This window comes from Synechococcus sp. 63AY4M2 (assembly GCF_002760475.1).
In the GTDB taxonomy this organism is placed as follows: Bacteria; Cyanobacteriota; Cyanobacteriia; order Thermostichales; family Thermostichaceae; genus Thermostichus.
Genome location: NZ_AXUX01000001.1, coordinates 2,648,548 through 2,674,846, shown reverse-complemented (window position 1 = coordinate 2,674,846; position 26,299 = coordinate 2,648,548). Strand labels below are relative to the sequence as shown.

Here is a 26,299-nt window from a genome sequence, read left to right as displayed (position 1 = left end):
GCCACCCGTCTCAACGGCGGCTGCAAAAGCCGGCTGAGGTTCAGTGATTGTCCAGGGATCCGATGTCCTACCCTCGCCGTTATCTGCGCTTTGCCTCCCGGGTTCTGGGCCGAGAAATGGAGATGCTCCACTTTGGGCATCGCGGCTACCCGCTCATCTGCCTGCCCACCAGCAATGGGCGTTTTTTCGATCTGGAAGATCGCGGCATTATCGCCAGCCTCGGCCATCACTTGGAGCAGGGCTATTTGCAGGCCTTTTGCGTGGAAACCCTCGATTGGGAGACCTTGTTCAACCGCGAGCTGGACGTGCCCCAGCGGCGGGATCGCTGGCTGTTGTTGGAGCAACACTGGGTAGAAGAGCTGATCCCCTACGCCAAAGCAGAAGCGCAAAATGACTTTCTGGTGGTGGCAGGCTTCTCTCTGGGGGCCACCCACGCCGTCAACCTCACCTGCCGGCACCCTGGCCTGGTGCGCCGTTGTCTGGCGCTGGGGGGGCCCTACGATGTGGCGGCCCTCGGCTCCGTCACCGGCTGGGATCCCCAACAGGCGGAACAGGAGCTGTATTTCATCAACCCCTTGGCCTACCTGTCCAACATGAGCCGACAACTCTGGGATCAGCTGGGCGGGCGCAACACCGAGCTAAAACTGCTCACCGCCCACCGCGACCACTGCCTCAACGACAATCTGCGCCTGGCAGAAGTCCTCCGCCGCAACGACATCCCCCATCACCTGGAGGTATGGGAAGGGGATCACGACTGGCCCACCTGGCAAGCGCAAATCCGCGCCTTCGCCTAGGATCCCTTGCAGAGGAGTCAGAGAGCTTTTGATGAGAGAGCCTGGATGATCGAAGACTACTGGGTTGGCAGCCTGCACTTCAGCGAGCCTTTTGGGGACGACACCCTGGCCCGTCTCAACGCCCTTCCCCCCATTCAAGCCCGCAACGGCCAAGCCTACAAGATCCGGGCGGAACATGTCACCATTCACGAGGTGAACCTGGATTACCGCACCAAGTACCGCCTCATCCTAGACCGCTTCAGCTACCTTTACCCCCAGGCCATCGGCCTGTTCATGGGCTTTGCCTTCAGGGGGGTGTACATCATCAACAACCCCTTCAGCTTTTACTACTACCTGCGCAACAAAGATGCCGCCTACATGGTGGTCAAAGAGCTGGGGATCTCCATCCCCAAGACTTACATTCTGCCCCCCAAGGAGGCCCCAGCTTTGAAAGCCGAAGATTTTAAGTATCACAAGTTCTTCGATTGGCAGGGGATGGCAGAAGATCTCGGCTGGCCAATCGTGATCAAGCCGGCAGAGGGACGGGAGGCCATCGGAGTCGAAATCGCCTACAACATGGAGCAGCTTCTCTACTTTTACGACCGCTCCGGATCCCAGGTGATGATGCTCCAGGAGAAGGTTAAAAGTCCTTATCCCTGGCAGATTCGCGCTCTCTGTATTGGCCGAAAGATCATCCCAATTAAATACATCTTTCGCAAGTTCGATGCCAGCGAATATCTGTTCGATCCAGAGTTTCTCACGCCGGAGATGGGCAAAAAAGTTATCGACACCTGCCGGATCATCAATCGGGCGTTGGGCTATGAAATGAACTCGGTGGAGCTGTTTATCGACGAACAAGGGGAGCTACAGGCCATTGACTTTAACAATCCGGTGCCCGATGGCCGCCTCAAGGCTTTGGGAGAAATTTTTTACAACGATTACCAGCAGGCCCTTTGCGATTTGGTCGTAGATATTGTGCGGGAACAGCGTCCTTTCGACTTCTTGCCCCCAGACGTCAACCGCTTTGCCCAGATCGCCCGGCGAGCCGACCTCACCCGTGAGCAGAAGTTTCAGATGGCTCTCGAGCTGGCCAACCGCTACTACGAGCCCAGGGATCCCGAATAAAATAACTTAACAAAAGCACGGTCTAGCGCTGGGAAAGCTTTGGGCTGGGCAAAGAGCAGTTGCCTGGCTTTCGTCTATGGGACCCTTGAGGCGCAGGGATTCCATCCTAGGTTGAGCTTAGAGGGGGGATCCCCTCCCAGCCGCGGCAGGGCAAGTTGGTCTATCCGGACAGGCAAATGTCAACCGGTTTGAAATTGCGCTGGTGCCACGATATTCGCGGGATCCCAGCATCTGCCTGGCAAGCGCTGCAGACGGAGCGCACCTCTCCTTTTTTGGAGTACGAGTGGCTGCACAGCCTAGAAGCCTCCGGCTGTGCCAGCCGCAACACGGGGTGGTTGCCCTGTCACCTGTTGGTGGAGTCGGATGGGCAACTCATCGCCGCTGCCCCCTTGTATTTGAAAAGCCATAGCCAGGGCGAATTTGTCTTCGACCAAGAGTGGGCTGCGGTTGCCAACCAACTGGGAGAACGCTACTACCCCAAGCTGATCGGCATGGCCCCTTTTACGCCGGCCACCGGCTATCGCATTCTCGTCCATCCCGACTACTCGGAAGCAGAGGTGTGGCCGTCGATGCTGGCTGCTATCGATCGCTTCTGCCAGGACAATGATATTTCGCTGTTCAGCCTGCTCTATGTGGACTTAGACTGGCGGGCCCAACTGGAGGCCGATGGATTGACTCCCCGAATTACCCACAACTACCAGTGGCACAATCCCGGCTATCGCTCTTACGAAGACTTTTTGAGCCAGTTCAACGCCAACCAGCGGCGCAACATCAAGCGAGAGCGGGCCGCCATGGAAAAAAGCGGCATAGAACTCAAGATCTACACCGGAGAGGAGATCACGCCGCGCCTTCTCTCTCTCATGTACGACTTTTACAGCAACACCTGCGCCCAATTTTGGAACTGGAGCAAATATCTCAACCGCCGCTTTTTCGAATCTCTCTATCCCAACTACCGGCAGCGGCTGGTGCTGGTGGCCGGGGAACGAAATACAGAAATTGTGGGGATGTCTTTTTGCGTCCGCAAAGGGGATCGCCTCTTTGGGCGCTACTGGGGCTGCCGAGAAGAGGTGAAGTTCTTGCACTTTAATGTGTGCTACTACGAGCCGATTGCCCTAGCCATCCGCGAAGGGATCCGCAACTTTGATCCCGGAGCTGGAGGATCCCACAAGATTCGGCGGGGATTTCCAGCCACTCCCGTGTATAGCTACCACCGTTTCTACCGCCCCAGGCTAAAGCAGGTGCTAATCCCCTATCTGAATCGCGTCAACCCTCTCATGTTGGCTGAGCTGGAGAGGGTAAATCAAAACGAGGTTCCCTTTCGAGAAGATATTCTACCCTCTCTGTCTACTCTTACGCGAGGTTAAATGAACTACCACTGGATAAGCTTTTTCTGAACGGCTGCCATACACATGGCAACGCGAGCGTTGATCTCATCTTCAGAGCCAAAGATATCCAGTTTCTCTTTGAGCCTTTGAATACAGTTTTGTACGGTTTTTTTGCTCGTGTGAATGCGGTCGGCGATGGCCTGGTCGGTGAGGGCCTCTTTGCAGAGCAGGTTCAAGACCTCGATTTCCCGCTCCGTCAGCTTTGTTAAGCCGCGCAACTCTCGCGGCATGCGCAATTCCCCATTGAGGGCACTTTTGGCTCCTTCCAAGAAGACACTGCGCCGCTCCATTTTGTTGACGGCGGCAAATCCGCCCTGGTGCTTGCTGATTAGGCCCACCAGGGGAGTTAGCAGCAGCGGCTCGCTGGAATAAACCATCACGTTCAGGGTGGGGTAGTTCTCGAAAATATGGCGCAAGAACTCTAGGCCCGGCTCGGCAGACTGTTCGCCGCTGGTTTGGCCGTAGAGCAAGTCGGCTACTACCAAGTCCGGCTGTTCCCGCTGCAGGCGCAGGATGGCGTCCATCGGGTTGGAGACTGTGATGCACTGAGCATCGGCTGCAAGCCGTTGCAGCCATTCGCAATTGTTTTGGGCAACCTCGGGATGATCCTCGACAATCAAGAACTTGAGCGGGGCAGTTCGGCTCTCGACCTCAAACATCGATCCACTCCTCCAAATCCAGCGTCGGCTGCGGGGGGACGGCCAAAACCCCTTTGCAGTTTAGGGATCCCACCGACAAACTACCCTAGTGTAGCCCCAAGTTGGGCCTGAGAAGGCGCAGCAGGGTAGGCTAGAGGGTGATGTTAACCGGATCCCGACTGTGGTACCCCTGCAAGATCGCAACCCAACCACCCGCACTGCCTACGTTACCTATGCTTTGGTGCTTATCAACATCCTGGTTTTTGTGTATGAGCTTACCCTATCACCGCAAGAGCTGGCGGCTTTCTTCCGAGAGTGGGCAGTGGTGCCAGCGGAACTGACCGCCAGCTTTCGGGGGGAGGCCACCTCTTCGCTGCGCCCCGAATGGGTAACGCTATTTACCTCGCAATTTTTGCACGGGGGCTTTTTGCATCTTGGCGGCAACATGCTCTTTTTGTGGGTTTTCGGCAACAATGTTGAGGATCGCTTGGGGCATGTGCGCTACCTCATTTTTTACCTAACTTGTGGAGCCTTGGCCGCCCTAACCCAGTGGTTTTTCGATATGGAATCCACCATTCCTTCGCTGGGGGCAAGTGGGGCCATTGCCGGGGTGTTGGGAGCTTATATCTTGCGTTTCCCGCGAGCTGAGATCCTGACTTTGGTACCCCTGGGCATTTTTATCACAACCGTCTACGTTCCCGCCTGGGTGTTTTTGGGTTTTTGGTTTGTACAGCAGGCGTTTTACGGCATCGCCAGCCTGCAGACGCCCACCAACATCGGCATGCAGGGGGGAGGGATCGCCTACTGGGCCCACGCGGGCGGCTTTGTGTTTGGGGCCATCTTGGGGCCGCTGATGGGGTTATTTTCTGGCAAAAGCCCTTATGACCGCCAAGCCGCTTGGCGACAGCCCGACAGGGACCTGTTCTGATTGAACCTCAATCCTTTTTGTGTCAGAGACCAACTTGAGAGGAGGAAATCATGGTTCGTCTGTCTGCCAAGCCCCTAACCCTGGAAGAGTTTCTGCAGCAGCCAGAAGCTCAACCCGCCAGTGAATTCATCGAGGGAGAGATCATCCAGAAGCCCATGCCACAGGGAAAGCACAGCCTACTCCAGGGGGAGCTAACTTCTTTTATCAACGCAAACCTCAAACCCAAACGCCTCGGGTGGGCATTTCCAGAGTTGCGCTGCACTTTTGCCGGCTATGCGATTGTGCCCGATATTTCTGTGATCGCCTGGGATCGGATCCCTGTGGATGAAGATGGCACCATTCAAAATCTCATTCCCTTTTGCCCAGATTGGATGATCGAGATTCTCTCTCCCGATCAAAATCAAATGAAGCTGGTCAAGAAAATTTTGATCGGCTTGGCCCACGGCTGCCAGATGGGGTGGATCGTAGCTCCCGAAGAAAGGCTCGTTTTCGCCTACCCTGCCGGACAGCAGCCAACCGTGCATGAGGATCCGCAAGAGCTGATCCCCGTTCCCGCGTTTGCCCAAGGGATCCAACTGACGGTCGAAACGTTGTTTGGTTGGATGCGGGTTCGAGCTGACGAGAGCGGCAAGCACAGCGGAGATGCACAGGCGGGGCACTCGCCTAACCCCAGCCCTTCCGGTGCCCAGTGAGAAAAAAGCCGAGACCGGCTGGACCAGTGGCACGCCTTGCTGACAAGCTGCCCCAGCCTCCCTCGCCTCCATTTCAGTCGGCGCTGTAGAGAGCAGGAGCTTGGGCAACCGTCGCTCCAATAGAGGAGAGTTCTTGGCGCAGCAGCGCCACCAGGGCATTGGTGGACTGGTCGTAGAGGCTAGTGACCAGCTTGGGATAGAGCCCAATGCCGATGATGGGGATCAGCAGGCAGGCGATGATGAACACCTCCCGCGGCTCGGCATCCACCAGTTCCTCGTGTTCGGTCAGCTCTTTGTTTTCCGGGCCAAAGAAGATCTGCCGCAACATCGACAGCAGGTAGATAGGAGTCAGGATCACCCCAACCGCCGCCAGAAAGACCACCACCAGCCGGAAGGGGAGGGAGTAGGCATCGGTGGTGGCCATGCCGATGAACACCATCAGCTCCGCCACAAAGCCGCTCATCCCCGGCAGAGCCAGAGAGGCCAGCGAGCAAGCGGTGAACATGGAGAAAATCTTGGGCATCTTCAGGCCGACGCCGCCCATTTCCTCCAGCTCCAGCGTGTGGGTGCGGTCGTAGGTGGCCCCCACCAAGAAGAACAGGCTGGCCCCGATCAGCCCGTGGGAGATCATCTGCAGCATGGCGCCGCTCATGCCGATTTCGGTCAGGGATCCGATCCCGATGAGGACAAAGCCCATGTGGCTGATGGAAGAGTAGGCGATCTTGCGCTTGAGGTTGCGCTGGGCAAAGGAGGTAAGGGCGGCAAAGATGATGTTCACCACCCCCAGCACGATCAGCACCGGCGCAAAGTAGAGGTGGGCATCCGGCAGCATGCCCACATTCATGCGCATCAGGGCATAGCCCCCCATCTTAAGCAAGATCCCGGCCAGCAACATGTGAACCGGCGCCGTGGCTTCGCCGTGGGCATCGGGCAGCCAGGTGTGCAAAGGGAAGACGGGCAGCTTCACCCCGTAGGCGATGAGGAAGGCCCCATACAGCAGCAATTGGAAGCTCAGCGGATAGGCCTTGTGGGCCAGATCCGTCATGTCAAAGCTGATGGGATCCCCGTAGAAGGCCATGGCCAGGCCCGCCACCAGGATAAACAGGGAGCTGAGGGCGGTGTAGAGAATGAACTTGGTGGCCGCATAGAGGCGGTTGTACCCCCCCCAAATGGAGAGGAGCAAATACACCGGGATCAGCTCCAGCTCCCACATCAGGAAGAAGAGCAACATGTCCTGCACGGCGAACACCCCGATCTGCCCGCCGTACATGGCCAACATCAGAAAATAAAACAGGCGCGGCTTGAGGGTGACCGGCCAGGCGGCCAAGATGGCAAGCGTGGTCACAAAAGCCGTGAGCAGGATCAGCGGCATGGAAAGGCCATCGGCCCCCACCGACCAGCTCAGCCCCACCTGCGGCACCCAGGTGTAGCGCTCCAGCAGTTGTAAGCTTGTCTGGCTGGGGTCATAGCCGACATAGAAGCCAGCCAGCAAAATGAGCAGGTCGGTAACCGCGATGAAGAGGGCAAACCAGCGAACCCGTTCTGCCAACTTTTGCGCGTAGACCCGGGTAGTGGGATCCCCAGCGGGCGCCGGGATCAAGGGGATGAAGAGGGCGGCCACCACCGGATAGACGATGACCGTGGTCAGCCAGGGAAACTCGTGCAAGCTGGGCAGCGCCATGAAGATAACCTCGTTACGCTAAGTTCATACCACACCCTTCCAGGGGGATTGCCGTCGGCTACAGCCAACAGCCTTTTACCAGAATCGCTCCTGAGTATCTCTGCTCAGCAAACCTCCAGAACTATCTTAAGGCTCTTTACCTAGTTTGCCGGGATCCCTGGCCGGGCTCGACCAGGACTCAAGCATTGACCTGGTCATCAAACCTGGCTATTAGAAACCTCATCACCTGGCCCCCGGCTAGCCGACCCTGCGCAATTGCGCCTGGACAGGACTGCCGCTGTTGGATAACAGTAGAAATAGTACTTAACAACCAAGCCAGGTCCGCCCTTGGCGGGCGGTGAGGGGAGCCTCTGGGGGAAGCTTTGAAGTATGGCACTGCATGCGGAGTTACACCGCCACCTAGGCGGTTCGGTCGTTCCTAGGATTTTGTGGCGCTACCTGCATCGCCAGGGATCCCCTCTGGCAGCACGCTTTCCTGACTACGCCGAGTTTGAGGAGTTCTACACCCGCCCGCGCAACACCCTTGAAGATTACTTGGAGCTGCACACGCTAGTGGAACAGGTGCAAACCCTGGAAAGCTTACCTTATTTCATCTACCGTCTGCTGCGGGGGGCCTATGTTTTTGAGGATTTGGCCTATCTAGAGATTCGCTACACCCCCTATCTGCGCACAGATCCCAGCTTGGACGAGGCGGATCGCCTCAAGCAGATGCGCCAAGTTATCGAAACGGTAGGGCAAGCCAGCCAGCAGCGGGAATATCCCATCGTCACCACCCAGATTGTGTGTTTGCACTCCCGCCTGCCCAGCCATATCAACCGCGCCATGGTGGAGGCCGCCGCCGAGTCCGAATACGTGTCTGCCATCGACCTGGCGGGGGGAGATAAGGCCTACGGCGAACGCATGGACGAGTGGATTGAGCTGTTCAAATATGCCCTGGCCCGTGGCCTCAAAACCACTGCCCATCTCTATGAGACTTTGGATGGCTGTTACCCAGAGCTGCTGCCCTATGTCTCGCGGATTGGCCACGGGATCCAGATCCCTCTCCACTACCCAGAGCTGCTGCCAGAGCTGGCGCGGCGCGGCCAATGCCTGGAGGTCTGTCCCACCACTTACCTGAAGACGGGGACGCTGCCCAGCTTGGAGCCCCTCAAAATCGTCTTCGACCGCTGCTTTGACGCGGGGGTAGATATCGCCATCTGCACCGACAACGCCGGCCTGCACAACGTGCGCCTGCCGTTTGAGTACGAAAACTTGCTCACGCACGACATTATCGATTTCGACCAGCTCAAGCGCTGTCAGGAGGCGGCTTTTCGTCACGCTTTTGCCTGGCCCTATAAGGGGCGTCCGGCCTCATTGTTGTCGGAGTTGCAGCAGGGGGTATCTGCTTCTTTGGTGGCTCTCTGACCGCCTCAGCGGGATGGAGTCCTTGTTTTTCATCCCGACTTCTCGAAAACAGGGAAGGGATCCGTAACAGAGACAGGGGCAGCTTTCGCAAGGGAAATAACCGCTTGGATCCCTTGCCCAGAGCGATGCTGAGCGGCATCCGAGGGTGGATGAAGCCCAACAGAATCCAATGCTGAGTCTACTGAGCCAAGCATGAAGGTCTATATCAGCGCCGATATCGAGGGGATCGCCGGCATCAGCCATTGGGATGAGGCCACCATCGGCCAGCCAGGTTACGAGCCATTCCGAGAGCAGATGACCCGAGCAGTGATCGCGGCTTGTGAGGGATCCCTGGCTGCCGGAGCCACGCAGATCACAGTCAAAGATGCCCATGACTCCGGGCGGAACCTCATCCCCGAACGGTTGCCGGAGCCGGTGCAACTCATCCGCGGCTGGAGCGGCCACCCCTACTGTATGGTGCAAGAGTTGGATCGCAGTTACAATGCCCTGATCTTGATCGGCTATCATGCCCGCGCCGGTTCTGCTGCCAACCCCCTCGCCCACACCTACACCACCGAAGTTAGCCAAATCCGACTGAACGGCCAGGCCATCGCCGAGTTTCACCTGGTCAGCCTCACGGCTGCCTATGAGGGAGTCCCAGTTGTGTTTGTAGCCGGAGATGCGGAGGTGTGTGCCGCAGCGAAAGCTTATGACGCCCACATCGAGACGGTGGTCACCCACAAAGGGATAGGCCAGTCGGTCATTACGCCACATCCGCAGCAAGTTTTGCGGGCCATCCGCCAAGGTGTAGAGGGATCCCTGAGGCGGCTGTCGGCCTACCGTCCTCGCCCACTGCCGGATCACTTTCAATTGGAAGTGGACTACAAGGATCCCGCTCGGGCCTACCGCAAGTCTTTTTATCCCGGCTGCCGGTGGATTGCCGATTCCACGGTTCGGCTGGAAGTTTCCGAGTGGTTTGAGGTGTTGCGGGCTTTGGAGTTTATCGTGCTCACCTAGCCAGGGATCCAAGCGGCATCTGGATGAGGCGAGCAGCAGCTTCCCTGAGGCTGGTCTCGGAAAGGTCAGACAGCTCAATCCGGGCCCGAAGGCGATTGAAGTTTTGCTGCAGCCCGTGTCGATAGGTGGGGTCGTAGTGCTGCTCCAGCAACTCCTGCACAAACTGCGGCCAGTCTTGGGCGTCGATCAGCTCAAACCAACGCTGCAGGCGGGCCTGGCCAAGACGGGACTTCAGAGGCAGCAATTTCCCCTTTAGCGCTTGGGGGTGAGCAATCCAGTGGGGATAATGGGCGATCAGCCCCTTCACCCGCTCCTCTAGAGGCAACTGCACTTCGACACAGTCGGCTTGGGTAAGGGCTTGCCAAAGGGCAGGCGGCAGATGGAGCTGGCCCACTTTGGCACTCTCAGCCTCCACCCAGACTGGCTTGGCGGGATCCCACCGGAGAAAAACCTGCACCAGTTGACTCTCAAAGCTCTTCTGGCTGGGCTGTGGCACCCCCCACTCGGCCCCCAGGAGGGATCCCCGGTGACAGGCCAGCTTTTCCAGATCGAGAACTTGGGATCCCTGTTGGCGCAGATGGTGAAGCAACTGGGTTTTGCCGCTCCCTGTTGGTCCGCAGAGCACTCGGTAGGTAAATTCCTGGGGCAAGATCTGCAGCTGTCGGCGCACCCAGGCCCGGTAGGTTTTGTAGCCACCTTGCAAAACCGTAACCTGCCAGCCCACCTGGGACAACACCAACGCCAAGCTGGCAGAGCGCTGCCCTCCCCGCCAGCAGTAGATTAGGGGCCGGTAATCGCGATCTTTATCGGCAAAATGGGTTTGCAAGTGGCGACTGATGTTCTGGGCCACCAAGCTTGCCCCTCGTTTGCGGGCTGTAAAGGGATCCACCTGCTTGTAGAGCGTGCCCACCTCCGCCCGTTCTGTATCGTAGAGTACAGGCAAGTTGATGGCTCCCGGCCAATGATCCTCTGCGAACTCTGCCGGAGAGCGCACATCGATAATTTCGCTGTAGGTGTGCAGCCAGGGCTCTGCAGTGAAGTGAATCGGAGGAGACACAAACCTGCGGATAGAAATGGTAAGCTGTGTTCTATCTTGGCAGGGTTCTGGCCAAGGCTCACCGCCCCAGCTTTAACTTGGGAGAGCCGAGGTCAAGCGCAGGGTGACCCGAAGGCTTGGGTTGGATATCCCTCTTGATTGGGCTTTTGCTCTTTCTTTGCTCTTTATTGAATTGATTTGCCAGAGGTGCTATGGGATCCTATATTGCGGCAGAACCTTACCCCTATCCCTACAACGGTGACTTACGGCCTGAGAACACCGCCCTGATCGTCATCGATATGCAGACCGATTTCTGCGGGGTAGGTGGCTATGTAGACAAAATGGGCTACGACATTTCCCTCACCCGTGCCCCCATAGAGCCGATCCGACGGGTTTTGGCGGCAATGCGAGCCCTGGGTTTTTTCATCGTGCATACCCGCGAAGGCCATCGCCCCGATCTATCAGATTTGCCGGAAAACAAGCGCTGGCGCAGTCAACGCATTGGGGCAGGCATTGGGGATCCCGGTCCCTGTGGGCGCATCCTGGTGCGAGGAGAACCCGGCTGGGAAATTATCCCGGAACTGGCTCCTCTGCCAGGGGAGGTGATCATCGACAAGCCGGGCAAAGGCGCTTTCTATGCCACCGATCTGGACTTAATCCTGAGGCGCAAAGGCATCCAAAACCTGATCTTGACGGGCATCACCACCGATGTATGCGTCCACACCACCATGCGAGAAGCCAACGACCGGGGCTATGAATGTTTGTTGCTATCCGATTGCACAGGTGCCACAGACTACGGAAATTATCTCGCTGCTCTGAAGATGATCCAGATGCAAGGCGGGGTTTTCGGGGCAGTTGCCGATTCAGGTGCCTTGATAGCAGTACTTCAGGAACTCAAAACCGACTAGACCTCGATTTCTTTACGTGAGACACCCAAACCAGGAGATCTTGACCAACCATGACTACCACTGCCCAAACTGAAATCTCAACAGCACGGAAAGCCCCCCGGAACTGGAGGTCGTCAACCTCACCAAGCGATTTGGATCCCTGTTGGCCCTAGACCACGTCTCGATGAAACTCAAGCCGGGATCCCTTCATGCCTTACTTGGGGAAAACGGAGCCGGGAAAAGCACCCTCGTCAAGTGCGTGATGGGCTTTTATCATGCTGACTCTGGCGATGTTTGCATTGATAAACGAGCTCGTGCCATCCACAGCCCACGGGATGCCTATCACTACGGCATTGGCATGGTGTACCAACATTTCACCTCTGTACCCGCCATGACTGTGGCGGAAAACTTGGTCTTGGCCCGCCCAGATTTGCCTTTGGTGATTGACTGGAAAGAAGAGGAAAAAAAGCTGGCAGATTTTATGGAAACAGCCCCTTTCCAAGTCAACTTGCGGGCTTTTGTTTCCGAACTATCGGCAGGAGAAAAGCAGAAGGTCGAGATCCTCAAGCAGCTTTATTTGAACACCAAGATCCTGATCTTGGACGAGCCTACTTCTGTGCTCACGCCAGAGGAAGCCGACGAAGTCTTGGGCCTTGTGCGTCGTTCGGTGGAAGCTGGCGACCTGAGTGTATTGCTCATTACCCACAAGTTTCGCGAGGTGAATGCCTTTGCCGATGAGGTGACGGTGTTGCGACGTGGGAAGGTGGCCGGCCATGGACAAGTGAAAGATTTATCCACAGCAGAAATGGCCGAAATGATGCTGGGCCGGCAACAGGTGCAGATCCAGTTGGAGAAAGCCTTGGTCAAAGGGGGATCCCCTCTGCTGGAAATTGAAGGGATCCAGGCTGACAAGGACAATGGCTTGCCCGCTGTGCGGGGGGTGACCCTGACTGTTCATGGAGGTGAGATTGTGGGAATTGCCGGCGTTTCCGGCAACGGCCAGCGGGAGTTGATGGAAGTCTTGGCCGGGCAGCGGATGGCTACAGCCGGGCAGATCAAGATCAACGGGCAACTGTACAGGGCCACCCGCGCAGAAATGGTGCGCCACCGGGTTTGCTGTTTGCCGGAGGAACCTCTGAGAAATGCCTCGATCCCCAACATGAGCGTTGGCGAAAACTTGGCCCTGCGTCGTTATGACCGGGATCCTATGGCCAAAGGTTGGATGTTGATCTGGCAAGAGATTTGGCGCTATGCCCGCGCGTTAATCGAGCAATTTAAGGTGAAAACGCCTGCAGCCCAAACTCCCATCAGCCACCTGTCGGGGGGTAATGTCCAGCGAGCCATTTTGGCACGGGAACTCGCCGGAGATCCACAAATTTTGATCGCCGCCAATCCTTGTTTTGGTCTGGACTTTGCGGCAGTAGATTACATTCACTCGCAGATTGTGGATGCTCGTAACCGAGGAGTTGCCGTCTTGCTGATCAGCGAAGATCTGGACGAGCTTCTCAAGCTCTCCGATCGTTTGCTGGTGATGGCGGGCGGTCGGATCGTCTATGAAAGTCCTATCAGCAGCGTGGATCTCAAAGAAGTTGGCCACAAGATGGGCGGACATTAAGCATTAAGTGATTTGGTAAGTAATCAGCAGTGAATATGACATGGCTTCCCCTCAAATGGAGAGGTGAGCCCGAACTTTTTCTTCATCCATCTGGTTGGTCTGCCCCTCCATGATAAGGGATCCATTTTCCATAAGATAAAAGTAATCGGCTAGGCTTTGGGCAAACTCAAAATACTGCTCCACCAGCAACACCGAAACGCCCCGCTCCTTTTGAATACGGGTGATGGCTTCTTCAATCTCGATGATGATGGAGGGTTGGATCCCTTCTGTAGGCTCATCCAGGAGCAAAAGTTTGGGCTCTGCCACCAAAGCTCTGGCGATGGCCAGTTGCTGCTGCTGCCCACCGCTCAAATCCCCACCCAGCCGTTTAAGAAAAGAACGCAGAATTGGGAATAGGTCATAGACAAACTCAGGTATGATCCGTTCTCTGTCCGGTGCCGCTTCTAGCCCCACCAGCAGGTTTTCCTCAACCGTTAGGCGGGGAAATATCTCTCGACCTTGGGGTACATAGCCAATACCGGCGCGGGCTCGCCAATTGGGAGGGTAATGGTTGATAGGACGGCCCTCAAAAGCAATTTTGCCTGTGCAGTCTTTCAGAAGCCCCATCAGGGCTTTAAGCGTGGTGGTTTTGCCCATGCCATTGCGACCCAGAAGGCAGACCGCTTGGCCGGGAAAGATCTTAAAAGAGAGATCCTTCACAATTAAACTCTGACCATAGTAAACCCTCAAGTTGGAGACCTCCAGGAGAGGCCCGGATCCATCTCGGGATAAGTTTTGTGTTGCGGTCGCGTTTTCCGTATTCATAGGCCTGCGCATGAGTCGATTAGATACAGAACTATAGCCTCTTTGCTTAGTTTTTCCCCTTGTGGGATCCGAGATAGACCTCAATCACTCGCGGGTCGTTTTTCACATCCTCAAAGGTACCTTCGCACAGCACCGAGCCTTGGTGTAAAACGGTAACCTTGCGGGCAATTTGTCGGACAAACACCATGTCATGTTCGATCACCAAAATGGTGTGGCTTTGGGCTAAGGATTGAATTAACTCTCCTGTAGCTTCTGTTTCTTTGTCCGTCATCCCGGCCACGCATTCATCCAGCAGCAGCAAATCCGGATCTTGAGCAATCACCATGCCGATCTCCAGCCATTGCTTTTCTCCGTGGGAAAGCAGCCCTGCCGGAACCCGATCCTTACGGCTGAGGCCAATGGTTTCCAAAAGAGCATCCGTTTTTTCTCGCAGATGCTTTTTGCCCAATAGGGTGGAAAAAACCCTTTTGTCAGGGTTGAGGGATAGCTCCAAGTTTTCTCGCACGCTCAAGTTTTGATAGACCCGCGGCGTCTGAAACTTGCGCCCAACACCCAAAATCGAGATCTCATGTTCCTTGAGCTTGGTCAGATCTTTTCCTTTAAACAGCACCCGGCCTCGAGTAGGCTTAACCTTGCCCGTCAGCACATCGAGAAACGTAGTCTTGCCTGCCCCATTGGGGCCGATGACCACCCGCAGCTCCCCTTCCTCCAGAGAGAAGTTCAGCCTGTCCAAAGCCTTGAAGCCATCAAAGCTGACGGTGAGATCCTGAGTTTGTAAAATTTGTCGGGTAGCGGTGGGAGCTGCAGTGAGCATAGGGATCACATCCAAGAACGGAAAGGCCAAAGGTCAAACCGGATTCTCAACCCATCAAATAAACCCATCAAATAGGAGAGGAAACTTGGCATCGCTGGCTCACCCATGGGATCCTCTTACCTTAAACTTATATCTTGCACATAACTGACATCCTCAAGAGAAAGCCAGATTTAGGCTGGAGAAGTATTTGCCAAGCGCCTGCGCCAAAGCTGGACAGTGACCCAAAGCTGCCTGCCTTGGGTGCGCACCCAACCCACCAGTCCATCCGGCAACACCAGCACCACCAGCAGGAACAATCCCCCTTGGAAAAACAACCAAATTTCGGGAAAATTTTCGCTCAGCAAGCTCTTGGCAAAGTTAACCAACAGAGCCCCCAGCACCGCCCCCACCAAACTGGCCCGACCGCCCACCGCCACCCAGATTACCATCTCAATGGAAAAGGGAACGGCCATCGCATTGGGAGAGATGATCCCAGTTTGCAAGGTAAACAAAGCTCCGGCAACACCCGCCAGGGCAGCAGACACGGCAAACACCAGAACTTTAAAGCCGGTGGGATCGTAGCCGGAAAAACGAACCCGCGGCTCGTCATCTCGAATGGCTACCAGGATCCGACCGAATAGGCCGCTGGTCAGCCAACGACAGAGAAGGTAAGCCAAAACCACCGCCAGAACTGTAGTGACATAGACAGCAAAGCGCATTTCGGACGAGTTGACATCTAGGCCAAACAAAGTCTGGAAGTTGGTCAGGCCGTTGGTGCCGTTAATTAAGCGCTGTTGGCCGTTGAAGAAGTTAAAGAAAATGATCGTGGTGGCCTGAGTTAGAATGGAGAAATAAACCCCTCGAATGCGATTTCTCACCACCAAATATCCCAGGGCTGCTGCCACCAAAGCCGGGATCAAGACAACAGCAACAGCCGTAAACGGAAACGAATAAAAGGGATACCAAAACCAGGGCAATTCCGTTACCCCGTAGAGGCTGAAAAACTCTGGTATCTGACCTTCCGGCAATTGCAATTTCAGGTGCATCCCCAGAGCGTAGCCCCCCAAGGCGAAGAACACCCCATGCCCCAGGCTGAGCATGCCGGTATAGCCCCAGATGAGGTCGATCCCCAAAGCTACAATGCTGAGGGCCAGAAACCGCCCCAACAAGTTGAGCCGAAAGCCAGACAGCACAGTTGGGGCCACAAAGATCAAGGCCAGCACCAAAACGATGAGGATCCCGGCCTCCCACAGAAGCTTGCGAGAAGAATTGGGATCCCCACCCGCGGCGGGAGCAGCCACTTCATGATCAGCACGGGGGGAATGAACCAGTTTCATGGGCTTTGTGAGGGAGTAGAAGATGGAGAGTCTGGTCCTAGAGTTTTCGCCAAGCGAGATCATTCCCTAGGCATCCACCATACGACCTTTTTCGGGGAAAAGGCCCCGAGGTCGCACCTGCAAAAAGGCCACGATCAAAGCAAAGACCATCACCTTGGCCATGCTCGTGGTGGCAAAAAAGTTGAGGGTATCGGTCAGGATGGGCACGTTGGGAAAAATCAAAGCCAGCGTCCCTGAGCCGATGACAAAGTTGGCAATCCCGATCCCAAGCGCCGCCACAATACTGCCTAAGAGCTTACCAACACCCCCCACGACGACCACCATAAAGGTATCCACGATGTAGTTCTGGCCGGTGTTCGGCCCAACGGATCCCAGCAGGCTGACCGCCACACCGGCTACTCCCGCCAGACCCGAGCCGACGGCAAAGGTAAGGGCATCCACCTTTTGCGTGGGGATCCCTACACAGGCGCTCATGGCCCGATTCTGGGTAACCGCCCGGATGCGCAGCCCCCAGCGGGTGCGTTGCAAGAAGAAGTACAGCCCCAGGATGCAGAGGATGGTGAGGGCGATGATAAACAGGCGGGTATTGGGCAAAAACAGGTTGCCCACCGGGATCCCACCCCCCAGCCACCGGGGAGCCGTCACGTCTTTGTTCTGGGCGCCGAACCAAGGCTGGGTAACCGCCAAAGCATAGGTTTGCGCCAGCACCCGCCCCCCCACCGATGCAATGGCCGTGGAGAGCACCAACAGCAGCGCCAGCGTCCACCCCTTGAGACGCGGCCAATCCGCCCGCCTGGACAAAAGCCACCAGCCGCCGAAAAAGAGCACCGCGAAGGCCCCCAAGCGGAAAGCCAGCACCCAATTGACGCTGCGCACAAACTGCTGCAGGATCAGGCTCACACCCCAAGTGGCCAGAAGGGTTTCCAGCGGTCGGCCATACAAAAAGCGGATCACCCCCCGCTCCAGGGCTAGTCCCACCAGAGCCGTGACGGCAAAGGCAGCTACCAAAGCTGGAAAGATGTACAGATCCCGCCAGGGATCCCCTAGGGGACGAAAGGCATTTTGAACCACAAAAGTGGTGTAGGCCCCCAACATCATCAGCTCCCCATGGGCCATGTTGATGACCCCCATGAGGCCGAAAACAATGGCCAAGCCCAGAGCGGCTATCAGCAAGACGGTGCCGATGCTAAGGCCGTTAAACAAGCTATCCAAGAGCAAGGTCATCGGCAGGGGATCCTCCTTCCAACTAAACTAGGGAGGCTAACCGAGCATCTAGGCGGGATCCCCGACCCTATCCAAACGGCAAGGGATCCCAGCCCTGGCCAGGACTAGCTGACTTTGTAGCGACCGCCCTTGGCCGGATCTGACCAATCGCAGGCAAAGCCCTTGGTCTCTGCCACAAACTGGTTCCAGGGCTGCGGCTCCACGGCATCCGTAGAAAAGATGACATCAAACAAACCGTCAGAGCGCACCTGGCCGATCCGCACATACTTGGTCAGGTGGTGATTGGTGTTCATGGTTACCAAGCCTTCAGGGGCATCGAAGGTCTGGCCGTAGGCTGCCTGCCGCACGGCGTCGATCTCCACCGTTCCCGCTTTTTCTGCCGCCTGCTTCCAGATGTAAACCATGATGTAGGCGGCTTCCATCGGGTCGTTGGTGACGCGGTTTTGGCCGTATTCTGCCTTGAAAGCTTCCACAAACTTCTTGTTGGCAGGCGTATCCACCGTCATAAAGTAGTTCCAGGCGGCAAAGTGCCCTTCCAAAAATTCGGGGCCGATGGCCTGTACCTCTTCTTCGGCAATGCTGACGGACATGGAAGGATAACGATCCGGCCCCAGCCCTGCCCCTTTCAGTTGTTTGAAAAAGGCCACGTTGCTGTCGCCGTTCAAGCTGTTGTAGATCACACCGCCATTGGGAAGAGCGGCCCGGATCTTGCTGATGATGGGGGTAACTTCTGTGCTGCCCAAAGGCAGATAGTCTTCACCCACCACCTTGCCCCCCAGGGCTTCCAACTGGGCCTTGATGATGGTGTTGGCCGTGCGGGGGAACACGTAGTCGGATCCCACCAGGAAGAACTCTTTGCCCTTGTTCTTGAGCAGCCATTCCACCGAAGGCTCGATCTGCTGGTTGGGGGCAGCGCCGGTGTAGAAGATGTTTTTGGAGCACTCTTGTCCTTCGTACTGCACGGGATACCAGAGCAGGTGCTGCTTGGATTCAAACACCGGCAACACGGCTTTGCGACTGGCCGAAGTCCAGCATCCAAACACCGTTGCCACCTTGTCCACATCGATCAGTTTGGTGGCTTTCTCCGCAAAGGTTGGCCAATCGGAAGCCCCATCCTCGATAATCGGCTCGATCTGCTTGCCCAAAACCCCACCGGCGGCATTGATCTCTTTGATGGCCAGCTTTTCCGCATCCACCACGCTGGTTTCCGAAATGGCCATGGTGCCGCTAAGGGAGTGCAAAATGCCAACGCGGATGGTCTCTCCCTGGGCGTAGGCGGGCACGGATCGCTTCACCCAGATCTGCGGCCCTAGGGCAGCCCCGGCTCCGGCCAGAGCGCCCATTTTCAGCACTTGACGACGATTAAATGATAGAGCCATCGGTGATCTCCGAAACGAAGTGAGTGCAAAGGGTATTAAGAAGTCCAGTTGTTGCAGCAGCCCGGCCAACAGAGGGAAGCACTTAGCTCATCACCTCGCCCATGTGTTAAATTTGCCCAACTGCAGTCGGCTGAGGCTTTCACCGAATGCCTTCCCAACATCAACAGAGGAAAAGGCTAATCCTGCAGTCGAGAAAGCGCCGTGCGTCCCTGTTGCCTTAACGTGTTCCATCAAACCCATTCAGCCCGGAGAGAATTGTATCGCGGGATACCTTTTCCCAGAATCCGAGCCCTTTCCCCACAGGCTGTAGGCAAAGGCAGGGATCCCTTGCTGCCGGCATAATAGGGGTTCTGGGGTCGAGAATTAGTTGAGAGTTAACAGCTTATGGTGCAACAGGCTGGCTATGGATCTTGGCGATCCCCGATTACCGCTGACCTGGTGGTGACGGGATCCCTGCGCTTGGGACAGATGGTTTGGGATCAGGGGGATCTCTACTGGACGGAGGGTCGCCCGCAAGAAAAAGGGCGCAATGTGTTGATGCGGCGCTCTGCCGACGGGATCCTGGTGGAGCTGACACCGGCACCTTTCAATGTGCGGACACGAGTGCATGAGTATGGGGGTGGAGCTTATTGGGTGTCGGCAGGGGTAGTGTATTTTTGCAACTTCGCTGACCAACGGCTCTACCGCCTGCTGCCGGGTTCGGATCCCCAGCCCCTGACGGAAGCAGGCCCCTATCGCTATGCAGATGGGGTGGTGGATCGGGCGCGTGGACGCATCCTCTGTGTGCGGGAGGATCACAGCCGCCAGGGAGAGCCGGAAAACAGCCTTGTCTCGATTGACTTGGAAAGCGGATCCCAGCGCGTTTTGGCCTCTGGGCACAATTTCTATGCCAACCCTCGCCTCAGCCCCGATGGCCAGACCTTGGTATGGCTGACCTGGGATCACCCCCAAATGCCCTGGGACGGCACAGAGCTGTGGCGGTCTGAGGTGAACCCTGACGGCAGCTTGGGAGAACCTCAAAAGCTGGCCGGTGGCCCTGCCGAGTCGATCTTCCAGCCCCAGTGGTCACCGCAAGGGGATCTCTACTTTGTTTCGGATCGCAGCGGCTGGTGGAACCTCTATCGCTGGGATCCCCAGGGCCCCATTCCCCTCTGCCCTATGGAAGCGGAGTTTGGAGAGCCGCAGTGGGTGTTTGGCCTGAGCACCTACGGCTTTGCTGGGGATGGGCGCATTCTGGCCTGCTACCAACAGGGGGGTCTGTGCCATTTGGCCTACCTGGATCCCCAGTCGGGGCAACAGGAAGAGATCCCTTTGCCCTACACCGAGATCCACAATCTGCAGGTAAGTGGGGAAAAAGCCGCTTTCCTGGCCGGATCCCCGACGGAAGCCACTGCCTTGGTCTGCCTATACTTACCCTCCAGCCAAGTGGAGGTGGTGGCCCGTTCTAGCAGCGTGGCGGTAGAGCCGGAGTACTTGTCGATCCCCGAACCCATCGCCTTTCCCACCTCAGGCGGGGCAGTGGCCTACGGTTTCTTCTATCCCCCCAAAAACCGCGACTTCGTGGCCCCTGCCGGCGAAAAACCGCCCCTGCTCGTGAAAAGCCACGGCGGGCCCACAGGGGCGACGGCAGCCGTGCTCGACCTGGGGATCCAATACTGGACCAGTCGGGGGATTGCCGTTTTGGATGTCAACTACCGCGGCAGCAGCGGCTATGGGCGGGCCTACCGGGAGGCCCTCAAGGGCCGCTGGGGCCTTGTGGACGTGGAAGATTGCATCGCTGGGGCCCAATTCTTGGCAGCCCAGGGCAAGGTGGACGGGGAGCGGCTGCTCATTCGCGGCGGCAGCGCCGGCGGCTACACCACCCTGGCGGCCCTGACGTTTCACACCGTCTTCAAGGCCGGCGCCAGCTACTACGGGGTGAGCGATCTAGAGGCCCTAGCCCAGGAGACCCACAAGTTTGAGTCCCACTACTTGGACAGCTTAATTGGCCCCTACCCGGAGCGGCGGGATCTCTACCGGGAGCGCTCTCCCATCCACCACCTGGAGGGTCTCAACTGCCCCGTTATCTTCTTTCAAGGCCTGGAGGACGCCATCGTCCCTCCCAACCAAGCAGAGAGGATGGTGGCTGCCCTGCAGGCCAAGGGGATCCCGGTGGCCTATGTCCCTTTTGCCGGTGAGCAGCACGGCTTTCGCCAGGCAGCCAACCTCAAACGGGCCCTGGAGGCAGAGCTTTATTTCTACGCCCAGATCCTAGGGTTTCCCTTGGCGGAGCTTATCGAGCCGGTTCCCATTGCCAACTGGCCTCCTCCTCGTTGAGGTTACTTGTCCTGGCTCAGCGCCTCCCCATTGGGTATCCTAGTCAAGGACGCTGGGGAAGGGAGGCATGCAGAGCAGAACAAGCCACCGGCAACTCTGGAGGCGATGGCTTGCCGCGACCTTAGCAGCAGGCGGAGTACTGGGCGGCGTCCTGTGGGGCTTTTACGCCTCCTCCTGGGCAGAACCTGTCGAGATGGCGGCGGCGCCTCCAGCACCCCTGAGCTCGACTTCTGGCGCCGCCTTTTTGCGCGCCTACAAAGCCCTGCAGGCCGGCCAAGCGCAAGCGGCCCTGGAGCACCTGCAGGGCTTGGAAGAAAAGCTGCCAGTTCTCACCGACGAGATCTGGAAGCTCAGGGCTCAGGCTTATGAAAAGCTGGGGGATCGAGAAACAGCCCGCCAGATCTGGTGGCCCAAGATCTTGCAGGAGTATCCCCACAGCCCGGTGGCCGCCTACGCCCTCTGGGGAATGGGCCAGGTGGATCAGTTGCGGCGGCAATTTCCCACCCACCCCCTGACGGCCCGCGCCCTCAAGCACCTGCTGGAGCTGGATCCTGACCGGTATGACCTGCTGCGGGATCTGGCCTTGCACCACCCGCAAACCCCTGGGTTAACGCCGCTGCTGGATCGCTGGCGGCAAGCCCAAGAGGGATCCCTCACGGCCTCCGATTGGCAGATCCTGGCCGATGCCTATTGGGAGCAGCGGGAGTACGGCAAAGCCGCCCGCGCCTACGGGCGTGCCCCCACCACCTCTCGCAATCTCTACCGCCAGGGGCGCAGCCACCAGATCTCGCGGGAGTTGCCCCAGGCGAGAGCCGCTTACCAAGCGCTGCTGGCACAGTTTCCCGATGGGCCAGAGGCTTCTCTCACCCGCCGCCGTTTGGCGGAACTGAGCGACCTGCCGACGGCAATCGAGCTGCTTCGCCAGGTGGGATCCGGCTCGGATAGAGAAGCTCCAGAAGCGTTGCTCAGCCTCAGCCAACTGTATGACCGCAACGGCAGCCCGCAATCGGCCCAGGCGGTGCGGCAGACCCTTTGGGAGCGCTTCCCAGTCAGCGAAGCCGCGGCCACCGCCGCCTGGACGGTGGCTTGGCGCCAGGCGCAAACGGGCAATCTCAGCCAAGCCATTGCTCTAGCCCAGCAGATTGGCTTGGCCCAGCGGGATACGGAAATGGGGGCGCAACTGCTCTACTGGGCCGGCAAATGGCGGGAACGGCTGGGGGAGGTGGCTGCGGCGCGGCAAACCTATCAGCAGGTGCTGCGGCAGTTTCCCCACACCTACTACGCCTGGCGGGCGGCGGCGCAACTGGGCTGGCCAGTAGGAGATTTCTCCAGCGGCCGCCAAAGGGTTGAGGTGGATTTTCAGCCCGTTCGCCAACCTTTGCCCGCCGTTTCCGAGGCTACCCAGACCCTGCATCTCATTGGCGCTGGCCAACTGGCCTGGGAGCGCTGGCAGGGGGAAATGGCTCTGCTGCAACGGGATCCCGGCCAGATGAGCGTGGCCGAGCGCTTTGCCAGCGGCATTTTGCGCAACAACGCCGGCGAGCACCTGCGGGGCATCAACCAGGTGGCTGCCCTGCGCTTTAGCGCCGAGCCCGACCCGCTGCTGCCGACCCTGAGACAGCGCCAGGATTTCTGGCAGGCCATCTACCCGCTGCACTACTACGCCAGCCCAGAAAACACCTGGGAAAGGGATCCCTACGCCCAGCCCGGCCTGGCCCGCTGGTCGCGGCAATTTAACCTCAATCCCTTGATGGTGGCGGCCCTGATCCGCCAGGAATCCCGCTTTGAGCCAGAGATCGTCTCGGCCTCGGGAGCGCTGGGCCTGATGCAGGTGATGCCTGCCACCGGCCGCTGGATTGCCCAAAAAATCGGCCTAGCCCAGTACAGCCTCACCAACCCCGCCGACAATCTTCACCTGGGATCCTGGTACTTCGACTACACCCACCGCACCTACCAAGACAACACCCTCCTGGCCCTGGCCAGCTACAACGGCGGCCCCGGCAACGTGGCCAGGTGGCTGAGCCGCTTCGGCTTTGAGGATCCCGATGAATTTGTGGAGCAGATCCCCTTCGCCGAAACCCGTGGCTATGTCAAGTCTGTCTTTGGCAACTACTGGAACTACTGGCAGCTCTACACCCAAGAGGGGCGCACCTTGGTCAGCCAGCGCCTGCAACCGCACCTGTCAAATGATTGACGTTCTCCCCAGCCCCAAGGGGCGGGAATTCTTTCTTGCTCATCGCGAGCTACGCAGACGTACCGGTGAGATTGCCACCGCACGCCTCCTTCTTTCCCCCCCGTATACGGAGGGATGAAAGAGGGCGCGGGGCCTGCGCCGCCAAGGTTTTGGTCAAACTAGTGTCCAACCTGAGCGAGAGGCTGGAGGGTAGCCTCCGGCGCGATCTGTTGGCCAGCAGGCTCACAGCTCTTCTAGAGCTAGCGTCGGGAGGAGGTCAGCCTTTCCCCCAGCAACTGCACCGAGTAGGCCGCCAGCCCCAAGCCCACCATGAAAAACATGAAGGCGATCAGGGAAACGGATCCCACCAGCAGGTAGCGCACCAGAATGCTGATCCCCCGCGCCAGGGATCCGCTTTCCAGGTCGATGGGCGGCAACTTGGCCAGCATCGAGAGCAGCAATTGTAGGAACCCATAGCCCAAACTGGCAGCAAAGGCAGCCCCCAAGAGGGCGCTGAGGGGATGGGGGGAGGACGGCATGGGGCAGCACCGGAAAACTCACCCTTATTGTAGGCTCCAGGTACAATATGAGCGTTTGTCCTGAGAACGAAATGATGGGGAGCGGGTCTGAAGCAGTTTCCCACTACGAAGTGTTGGGGGTTTCGGTGCTGGCGACGGCAGCGGAGATCAAGTCTGCCTATCGCCGTTTGGTCAAGTACCACCATCCCGACAGCCTGCTGGCCAAAAAAGACGGGGCTGCTGCTGAACGCATTCGCCAGATCAACGCCGCCTACGCGGTGCTCAAGGATCCGCAAGCCCGCCGCGAGTACGACCGACAACTGCGCGCTAGCTGGGCCTCGCGCCACCCTCAGCCGACGGGCTCCCCCTCGGAGACGGTCAGCCAGGAGGCTATTGCCCGCGAAGCCTGGATTCGGCAGGTCTACACTCCTCTGAACCGAGTTTTGGGGCCTTTACTGTCTTCTCTCAAGCCGCAGTTAAATGCCTTAGCGGCAGATCCTTTTGATCCCGATTTGCTGGAGGCCTTTGGCCTGTATCTGGAGGAGTGTACGCAGAAACTGGCCCAAGCTCAGCAGATCTTTCGCCGCCTTCCCAATCCCAGCAGCTTGGGGGGAGTGGCTTCTCGCCTCTACTATGCCCTCAACCACTTGGAAGATGCCCTGGAGGAGCTGAGCTATTTCCCGCTGAACTTTGACGATCGCCACCTGCACACTGGGCAAGAGCTGTTTCGGCGGGCGGAAGGGTTGCGTCGAGAAGCCATAGACACCTACGCCCAGAGTTCGCCCTAGCGAGACCCGCCGCCGGGTGGAGAGGGGCGGGAATCGTAGGGGGTGGGAATGTACTGCACGGAAGGACGGCCCATGCTGGCCTGGGGGTACAAGTCCATCAGGGCGTAGATCTGGGGCGGCAACTCGGTGGAGATGGGCAGGCCCAGCTCCCGCGCTTCTTCAGCCGTAATCGGGTAGTCGTGGGTCACCCGCCCGCTGGTCAGGGCCTGGATGAGGGGCTCGATGCGTTCGGGGGCAATTTTGCGCTTGGGCACATCGTCCTTGAGCAGCTCCCGCACAAAGTTCTGCACCTGGTGCATCGCCTTGCGGGCCAGATCTGCCAGGATCAGAGTCTGGTCGTCGATCTCGGCAATGGGCTTTTCCGCCACCACCTGCAGAATACTGGCCGCAGCATAGCCGCCCAACTGGGGATCCACCGGCCCCAGCACCGCATTGGCATCCATGACAATTTCATCGGCGGCCAAGGCCAGCATCGTCCCCCCCGACATGGCGTAGTGGGGCACAAACACCGTCACCTTGGCCGGGTGCCGGATCAGGGCGCGGGCAATTTGCTCGGTGGCCAGCACCAGGCCGCCAGAGGTGTGCAGAATCAAATCAATGGGGGTGTTGGGCGGGGTGAGGCGGATCGCCCGCAAAACCTGCTCCGAGTCCTCGATGCTGATGTAGCGGGAAACCGGGATCCCCAAAAAACTAATCGACTCCTGGCGGTGGATGAGCAAAATCACCCGGCTGCCCCGCTTCTGCTCCAACTCCCGGATCGCCAACAAACGGCGAAACTCCTGGGCGCGACGGTTCAACAGGGGTTGCAACGAGCTGAAGATCAAAAAAATCCAAAATAGGCTGCCCCAGTCCACTTTCGCGCCTCAAGCGGGATCCCTTTGCCTCCAGCATAGAGGATACGGAACCTCTGGTGATCTGCAGGCCTCACGCGTTGGGTTCAGACGCCGCAAAAAAGCGATCCAAGGCCCGCAGCAAATCCGGTACAGAAGTTTGGTTAATCCAGGAGCGAATGTAAGCCCGCTGCTCCGCCAAGTTTTCAAGACGGCCCAGCTTTTGCATGGCCAAAAGGCGGCTTTCTGCCTCGGCGCGGTTGATTTGTAAGTCCAGCCGCTGCTCCGGGGTGAGGGGATGCTCTGTCTGGGCCAACAGGTGATCGGCCACCATCAGGAACACCAGAGGCCCCGCCAGCTCCACCTGAGACTCGGCTTCCGGCTCAGAATCGGCCCCGGCGAGATCCTGGAGATCTTGAAAGAGATCCTGCCCCAGTTGCAGCAGCTCTTCTGCTGAGGCAGCCCGCAGCGCTGTCTCCGCAGCAGCCCGCAGCGGCTCTGGGGAAACCTTGTGGCGAGCGGCCAATTCTGCCAGGGCCTGTTCCCATTGATCCCGTTGGGCTTGCAACACAGCTTTCTCTTGCGGAGAAAAATCCAGCCGCTCCAGCAACACCTGCAAAGCCACAGCCCCCACCAACAGGGGCGGAAAGCGCAACAGGGTAGAGCCGGATCCCGCCTGCTCCAAAAAGGCTTCCAAATCGGGGCCGGATCCCCTGTCCAACAAATCCTGCAGGTAGGCCAGCACCTGCGGCGGCGAAGTCAGCCTCAGGATCCCTCGGGCCTGCGCCCGCAACTCTGCCGGGATCCCAAGGGTTTGCAATTGGGCTTCCGCCCGCGCTTGCGCTTCCGCAATCACCTCTGGCAAATCCGCCGTCGCCTGACCGGCCTGTAAGAGAACCTGGCTGGTGTCCTGCAGCAAGCTGGCCGCCTCCACAAACAGCAGCAACTGAGGGATCCGCAGCGTCGGCAAGACCATG

Annotated in this window: 23 protein-coding genes; 12 read left to right on the top strand and 11 right to left on the bottom strand. The window is 58.1% G+C overall.

Translation table 11 applies throughout. From position 1 onward, the window contains the following. Positions 1–62: 62 nt before the first annotated feature. The 3 genes from SYN63AY4M2_RS11905 (at position 63) to SYN63AY4M2_RS11895 (ending at position 3,262) form a co-directional block, all read left to right on the top strand. A complete protein-coding gene (locus SYN63AY4M2_RS11905) occupies positions 63–794 on the top strand; it encodes an alpha/beta hydrolase-fold protein (protein ID WP_011430729.1) in 732 nt (243 codons plus the stop codon). A 45-nt stretch (positions 795–839) separates the two neighbouring features. Next, a complete protein-coding gene (locus SYN63AY4M2_RS11900; RefSeq protein ID WP_011430730.1) occupies positions 840–1,898 on the top strand; it encodes a hypothetical protein in 1,059 nt (352 codons plus the stop codon). A 188-nt stretch (positions 1,899–2,086) separates the two neighbouring features. Continuing rightward, positions 2,087–3,262: a GNAT family N-acetyltransferase gene (locus tag SYN63AY4M2_RS11895; protein ID WP_240530541.1), complete on the top strand. Its 1,176-nt coding sequence runs from the start codon at positions 2,087–2,089 to the stop codon at positions 3,260–3,262. Between the two features lie 5 nt (positions 3,263–3,267). Here SYN63AY4M2_RS11895 and SYN63AY4M2_RS11890 read toward each other — a convergent pair whose 3' ends face one another. After that, positions 3,268–3,942 carry a LuxR C-terminal-related transcriptional regulator gene (locus SYN63AY4M2_RS11890; RefSeq protein ID WP_011430732.1) on the bottom strand — a complete coding sequence of 225 codons (675 nt, stop codon included), beginning with the start codon at positions 3,940–3,942 and terminating at the stop codon, positions 3,268–3,270. A gap of 160 nt (positions 3,943–4,102) precedes the next feature. Here SYN63AY4M2_RS11890 and SYN63AY4M2_RS11885 point away from each other — a divergent pair, with 160 nt between their 5' ends. Further along, positions 4,103–4,849, top strand: a complete 747-nt coding sequence (locus tag SYN63AY4M2_RS11885; RefSeq protein ID WP_011430733.1) for a rhomboid family intramembrane serine protease — start codon at positions 4,103–4,105, stop codon at positions 4,847–4,849. Positions 4,850–4,899: 50 nt separating this feature from the next. After that, the gene (locus SYN63AY4M2_RS11880) at positions 4,900–5,541 is read left to right on the top strand and encodes a Uma2 family endonuclease (protein ID WP_099887405.1); all 642 of its coding nucleotides are present in this window, start codon (positions 4,900–4,902) and stop codon (positions 5,539–5,541) included. Positions 5,542–5,614: 73 nt separating this feature from the next. On the opposite strand, the gene SYN63AY4M2_RS11875 is transcribed toward SYN63AY4M2_RS11880, so the two are convergent. Continuing rightward, complete coding sequence (locus tag SYN63AY4M2_RS11875) at positions 5,615–7,207, bottom strand: NAD(P)H-quinone oxidoreductase subunit 4 (RefSeq protein ID WP_099813360.1); 1,593 nt, start codon at positions 7,205–7,207, stop codon at positions 5,615–5,617. Positions 7,208–7,591: 384 nt separating this feature from the next. Between SYN63AY4M2_RS11875 and SYN63AY4M2_RS11870 the strand changes: the two genes are divergently transcribed. Together SYN63AY4M2_RS11870 and SYN63AY4M2_RS11865 are read left to right on the top strand one after the other, a co-directional pair. Continuing rightward, positions 7,592–8,626, top strand: a complete 1,035-nt coding sequence (locus SYN63AY4M2_RS11870; RefSeq protein WP_099883792.1) for an adenosine deaminase — start codon at positions 7,592–7,594, stop codon at positions 8,624–8,626. A 192-nt stretch (positions 8,627–8,818) separates the two neighbouring features. After that, the gene (locus tag SYN63AY4M2_RS11865) at positions 8,819–9,622 is read left to right on the top strand and encodes a M55 family metallopeptidase (RefSeq protein WP_099887404.1); all 804 of its coding nucleotides are present in this window, start codon (positions 8,819–8,821) and stop codon (positions 9,620–9,622) included. Here the strand turns inward: SYN63AY4M2_RS11865 and mnmH are convergent. Then, positions 9,615–10,679, bottom strand: a complete 1,065-nt coding sequence (gene mnmH, locus SYN63AY4M2_RS11860) for a tRNA 2-selenouridine(34) synthase MnmH (RefSeq protein WP_099887403.1) — start codon at positions 10,677–10,679, stop codon at positions 9,615–9,617. The two genes, SYN63AY4M2_RS11865 and mnmH, sit on opposite strands and share 8 nt — an antisense overlap. A 191-nt stretch (positions 10,680–10,870) precedes the next feature. On the opposite strand from mnmH, the gene SYN63AY4M2_RS11855 reads away from it, so the two are divergent. Further along, positions 10,871–11,566, top strand: coding sequence for an isochorismatase family cysteine hydrolase (locus tag SYN63AY4M2_RS11855; RefSeq protein WP_011430738.1), 696 nt, complete (start codon positions 10,871–10,873; stop codon positions 11,564–11,566). A 142-nt stretch (positions 11,567–11,708) separates the two neighbouring features. Next, positions 11,709–13,160, top strand: a complete 1,452-nt coding sequence (locus tag SYN63AY4M2_RS11850) for an ABC transporter ATP-binding protein (RefSeq protein WP_011430739.1) — start codon at positions 11,709–11,711, stop codon at positions 13,158–13,160. Between the two features lie 51 nt (positions 13,161–13,211). Here the strand turns inward: SYN63AY4M2_RS11850 and urtE are convergent, their stop codons facing one another. From urtE to urtA, 5 genes are all read right to left on the bottom strand, one after another. Then, the gene (urtE, locus tag SYN63AY4M2_RS11845; RefSeq protein ID WP_099835833.1) at positions 13,212–13,976 is read right to left on the bottom strand and encodes an urea ABC transporter ATP-binding subunit UrtE; all 765 of its coding nucleotides are present in this window, start codon (positions 13,974–13,976) and stop codon (positions 13,212–13,214) included. A gap of 34 nt (positions 13,977–14,010) precedes the next feature. Further along, entirely contained in the window at positions 14,011–14,778 is a 768-nt protein-coding gene (urtD, locus tag SYN63AY4M2_RS11840) for an urea ABC transporter ATP-binding protein UrtD (protein ID WP_011433599.1), read from the bottom strand. A 170-nt stretch (positions 14,779–14,948) separates the two neighbouring features. Next, a complete protein-coding gene (gene urtC / locus SYN63AY4M2_RS11835; RefSeq protein WP_011430742.1) occupies positions 14,949–16,157 on the bottom strand; it encodes an urea ABC transporter permease subunit UrtC in 1,209 nt (402 codons plus the stop codon). A gap of 3 nt (positions 16,158–16,160) precedes the next feature. Further along, positions 16,161–17,318: an urea ABC transporter permease subunit UrtB gene (gene urtB, locus SYN63AY4M2_RS11830; RefSeq protein ID WP_011430743.1), complete on the bottom strand. Its 1,158-nt coding sequence runs from the start codon at positions 17,316–17,318 to the stop codon at positions 16,161–16,163. A 104-nt stretch (positions 17,319–17,422) separates the two neighbouring features. Next, the gene (urtA, locus tag SYN63AY4M2_RS11825) at positions 17,423–18,697 is read right to left on the bottom strand and encodes an urea ABC transporter substrate-binding protein (RefSeq protein ID WP_099887402.1); all 1,275 of its coding nucleotides are present in this window, start codon (positions 18,695–18,697) and stop codon (positions 17,423–17,425) included. 384 nt (positions 18,698–19,081) lie between these two features. On the opposite strand from urtA, the gene SYN63AY4M2_RS11820 reads away from it, so the two are divergent. Continuing rightward, complete coding sequence (locus tag SYN63AY4M2_RS11820; RefSeq protein WP_099887401.1) at positions 19,082–21,013, top strand: S9 family peptidase; 1,932 nt, start codon at positions 19,082–19,084, stop codon at positions 21,011–21,013. Positions 21,014–21,080: 67 nt separating this feature from the next. After that, the gene (locus SYN63AY4M2_RS11815; protein WP_099887400.1) at positions 21,081–23,207 is read left to right on the top strand and encodes a lytic transglycosylase domain-containing protein; all 2,127 of its coding nucleotides are present in this window, start codon (positions 21,081–21,083) and stop codon (positions 23,205–23,207) included. Between the two features lie 239 nt (positions 23,208–23,446). Here the strand turns inward: SYN63AY4M2_RS11815 and SYN63AY4M2_RS11810 are convergent, their stop codons facing one another. Then, complete coding sequence (locus SYN63AY4M2_RS11810; RefSeq protein ID WP_011430747.1) at positions 23,447–23,725, bottom strand: DUF3082 domain-containing protein; 279 nt, start codon at positions 23,723–23,725, stop codon at positions 23,447–23,449. Between the two features lie 47 nt (positions 23,726–23,772). Here SYN63AY4M2_RS11810 and SYN63AY4M2_RS11805 point away from each other — a divergent pair, with 47 nt between their 5' ends. Then, positions 23,773–24,492, top strand: a complete 720-nt coding sequence (locus SYN63AY4M2_RS11805; RefSeq protein ID WP_240527848.1) for a DnaJ domain-containing protein — start codon at positions 23,773–23,775, stop codon at positions 24,490–24,492. Here SYN63AY4M2_RS11805 and SYN63AY4M2_RS11800 read toward each other — a convergent pair. Together SYN63AY4M2_RS11800 and SYN63AY4M2_RS11795 are read right to left on the bottom strand one after the other, a co-directional pair. Continuing rightward, a complete protein-coding gene (locus SYN63AY4M2_RS11800; RefSeq protein WP_099813052.1) occupies positions 24,489–25,346 on the bottom strand; it encodes a hypothetical protein in 858 nt (285 codons plus the stop codon). The two genes, SYN63AY4M2_RS11805 and SYN63AY4M2_RS11800, sit on opposite strands and share 4 nt — an antisense overlap. A gap of 70 nt (positions 25,347–25,416) precedes the next feature. After that, positions 25,417–26,298 carry a hypothetical protein gene (locus tag SYN63AY4M2_RS11795; RefSeq protein ID WP_099813051.1) on the bottom strand — a complete coding sequence of 294 codons (882 nt, stop codon included), beginning with the start codon at positions 26,296–26,298 and terminating at the stop codon, positions 25,417–25,419. Position 26,299 lies beyond the last annotated feature (1 nt).

Bases quoted from the DNA above. Each gene is read 5' to 3' on its own strand.
- SYN63AY4M2_RS11905 (WP_011430729.1), top strand. From the start codon at position 63: ATGTCCTACCCTCGCCGTTATCTGCGCTTTGCCTCCCGGGTTCTGGGC.
- SYN63AY4M2_RS11900 (WP_011430730.1), top strand. From the start codon at position 840: ATGATCGAAGACTACTGGGTTGGCAGCCTGCACTTCAGCGAGCCTTTT.
- SYN63AY4M2_RS11890 (WP_011430732.1), bottom strand. From the start codon at position 3,942: ATGTTTGAGGTCGAGAGCCGAACTGCCCCGCTCAAGTTCTTGATTGTC.
- SYN63AY4M2_RS11880 (WP_099887405.1), top strand. From the start codon at position 4,900: ATGGTTCGTCTGTCTGCCAAGCCCCTAACCCTGGAAGAGTTTCTGCAG.
- SYN63AY4M2_RS11870 (WP_099883792.1), top strand. From the start codon at position 7,592: ATGGCACTGCATGCGGAGTTACACCGCCACCTAGGCGGTTCGGTCGTT.
- SYN63AY4M2_RS11865 (WP_099887404.1), top strand. From the start codon at position 8,819: ATGAAGGTCTATATCAGCGCCGATATCGAGGGGATCGCCGGCATCAGC.
- SYN63AY4M2_RS11855 (WP_011430738.1), top strand. From the start codon at position 10,871: ATGGGATCCTATATTGCGGCAGAACCTTACCCCTATCCCTACAACGGT.
- urtE (WP_099835833.1), bottom strand. From the start codon at position 13,976: ATGCGCAGGCCTATGAATACGGAAAACGCGACCGCAACACAAAACTTA.
- urtD (WP_011433599.1), bottom strand. From the start codon at position 14,778: ATGCTCACTGCAGCTCCCACCGCTACCCGACAAATTTTACAAACTCAG.
- urtC (WP_011430742.1), bottom strand. From the start codon at position 16,157: ATGATCTCGCTTGGCGAAAACTCTAGGACCAGACTCTCCATCTTCTAC.
- urtB (WP_011430743.1), bottom strand. From the start codon at position 17,318: ATGACCTTGCTCTTGGATAGCTTGTTTAACGGCCTTAGCATCGGCACC.
- urtA (WP_099887402.1), bottom strand. From the start codon at position 18,697: ATGGCTCTATCATTTAATCGTCGTCAAGTGCTGAAAATGGGCGCTCTG.
- SYN63AY4M2_RS11820 (WP_099887401.1), top strand. From the start codon at position 19,082: ATGGTGCAACAGGCTGGCTATGGATCTTGGCGATCCCCGATTACCGCT.
- SYN63AY4M2_RS11815 (WP_099887400.1), top strand. From the start codon at position 21,081: ATGCAGAGCAGAACAAGCCACCGGCAACTCTGGAGGCGATGGCTTGCC.
- SYN63AY4M2_RS11810 (WP_011430747.1), bottom strand. From the start codon at position 23,725: ATGCCGTCCTCCCCCCATCCCCTCAGCGCCCTCTTGGGGGCTGCCTTT.
- SYN63AY4M2_RS11805 (WP_240527848.1), top strand. From the start codon at position 23,773: ATGAGCGTTTGTCCTGAGAACGAAATGATGGGGAGCGGGTCTGAAGCA.
- SYN63AY4M2_RS11795 (WP_099813051.1), bottom strand. From the start codon at position 26,298: ATGGTCTTGCCGACGCTGCGGATCCCTCAGTTGCTGCTGTTTGTGGAG.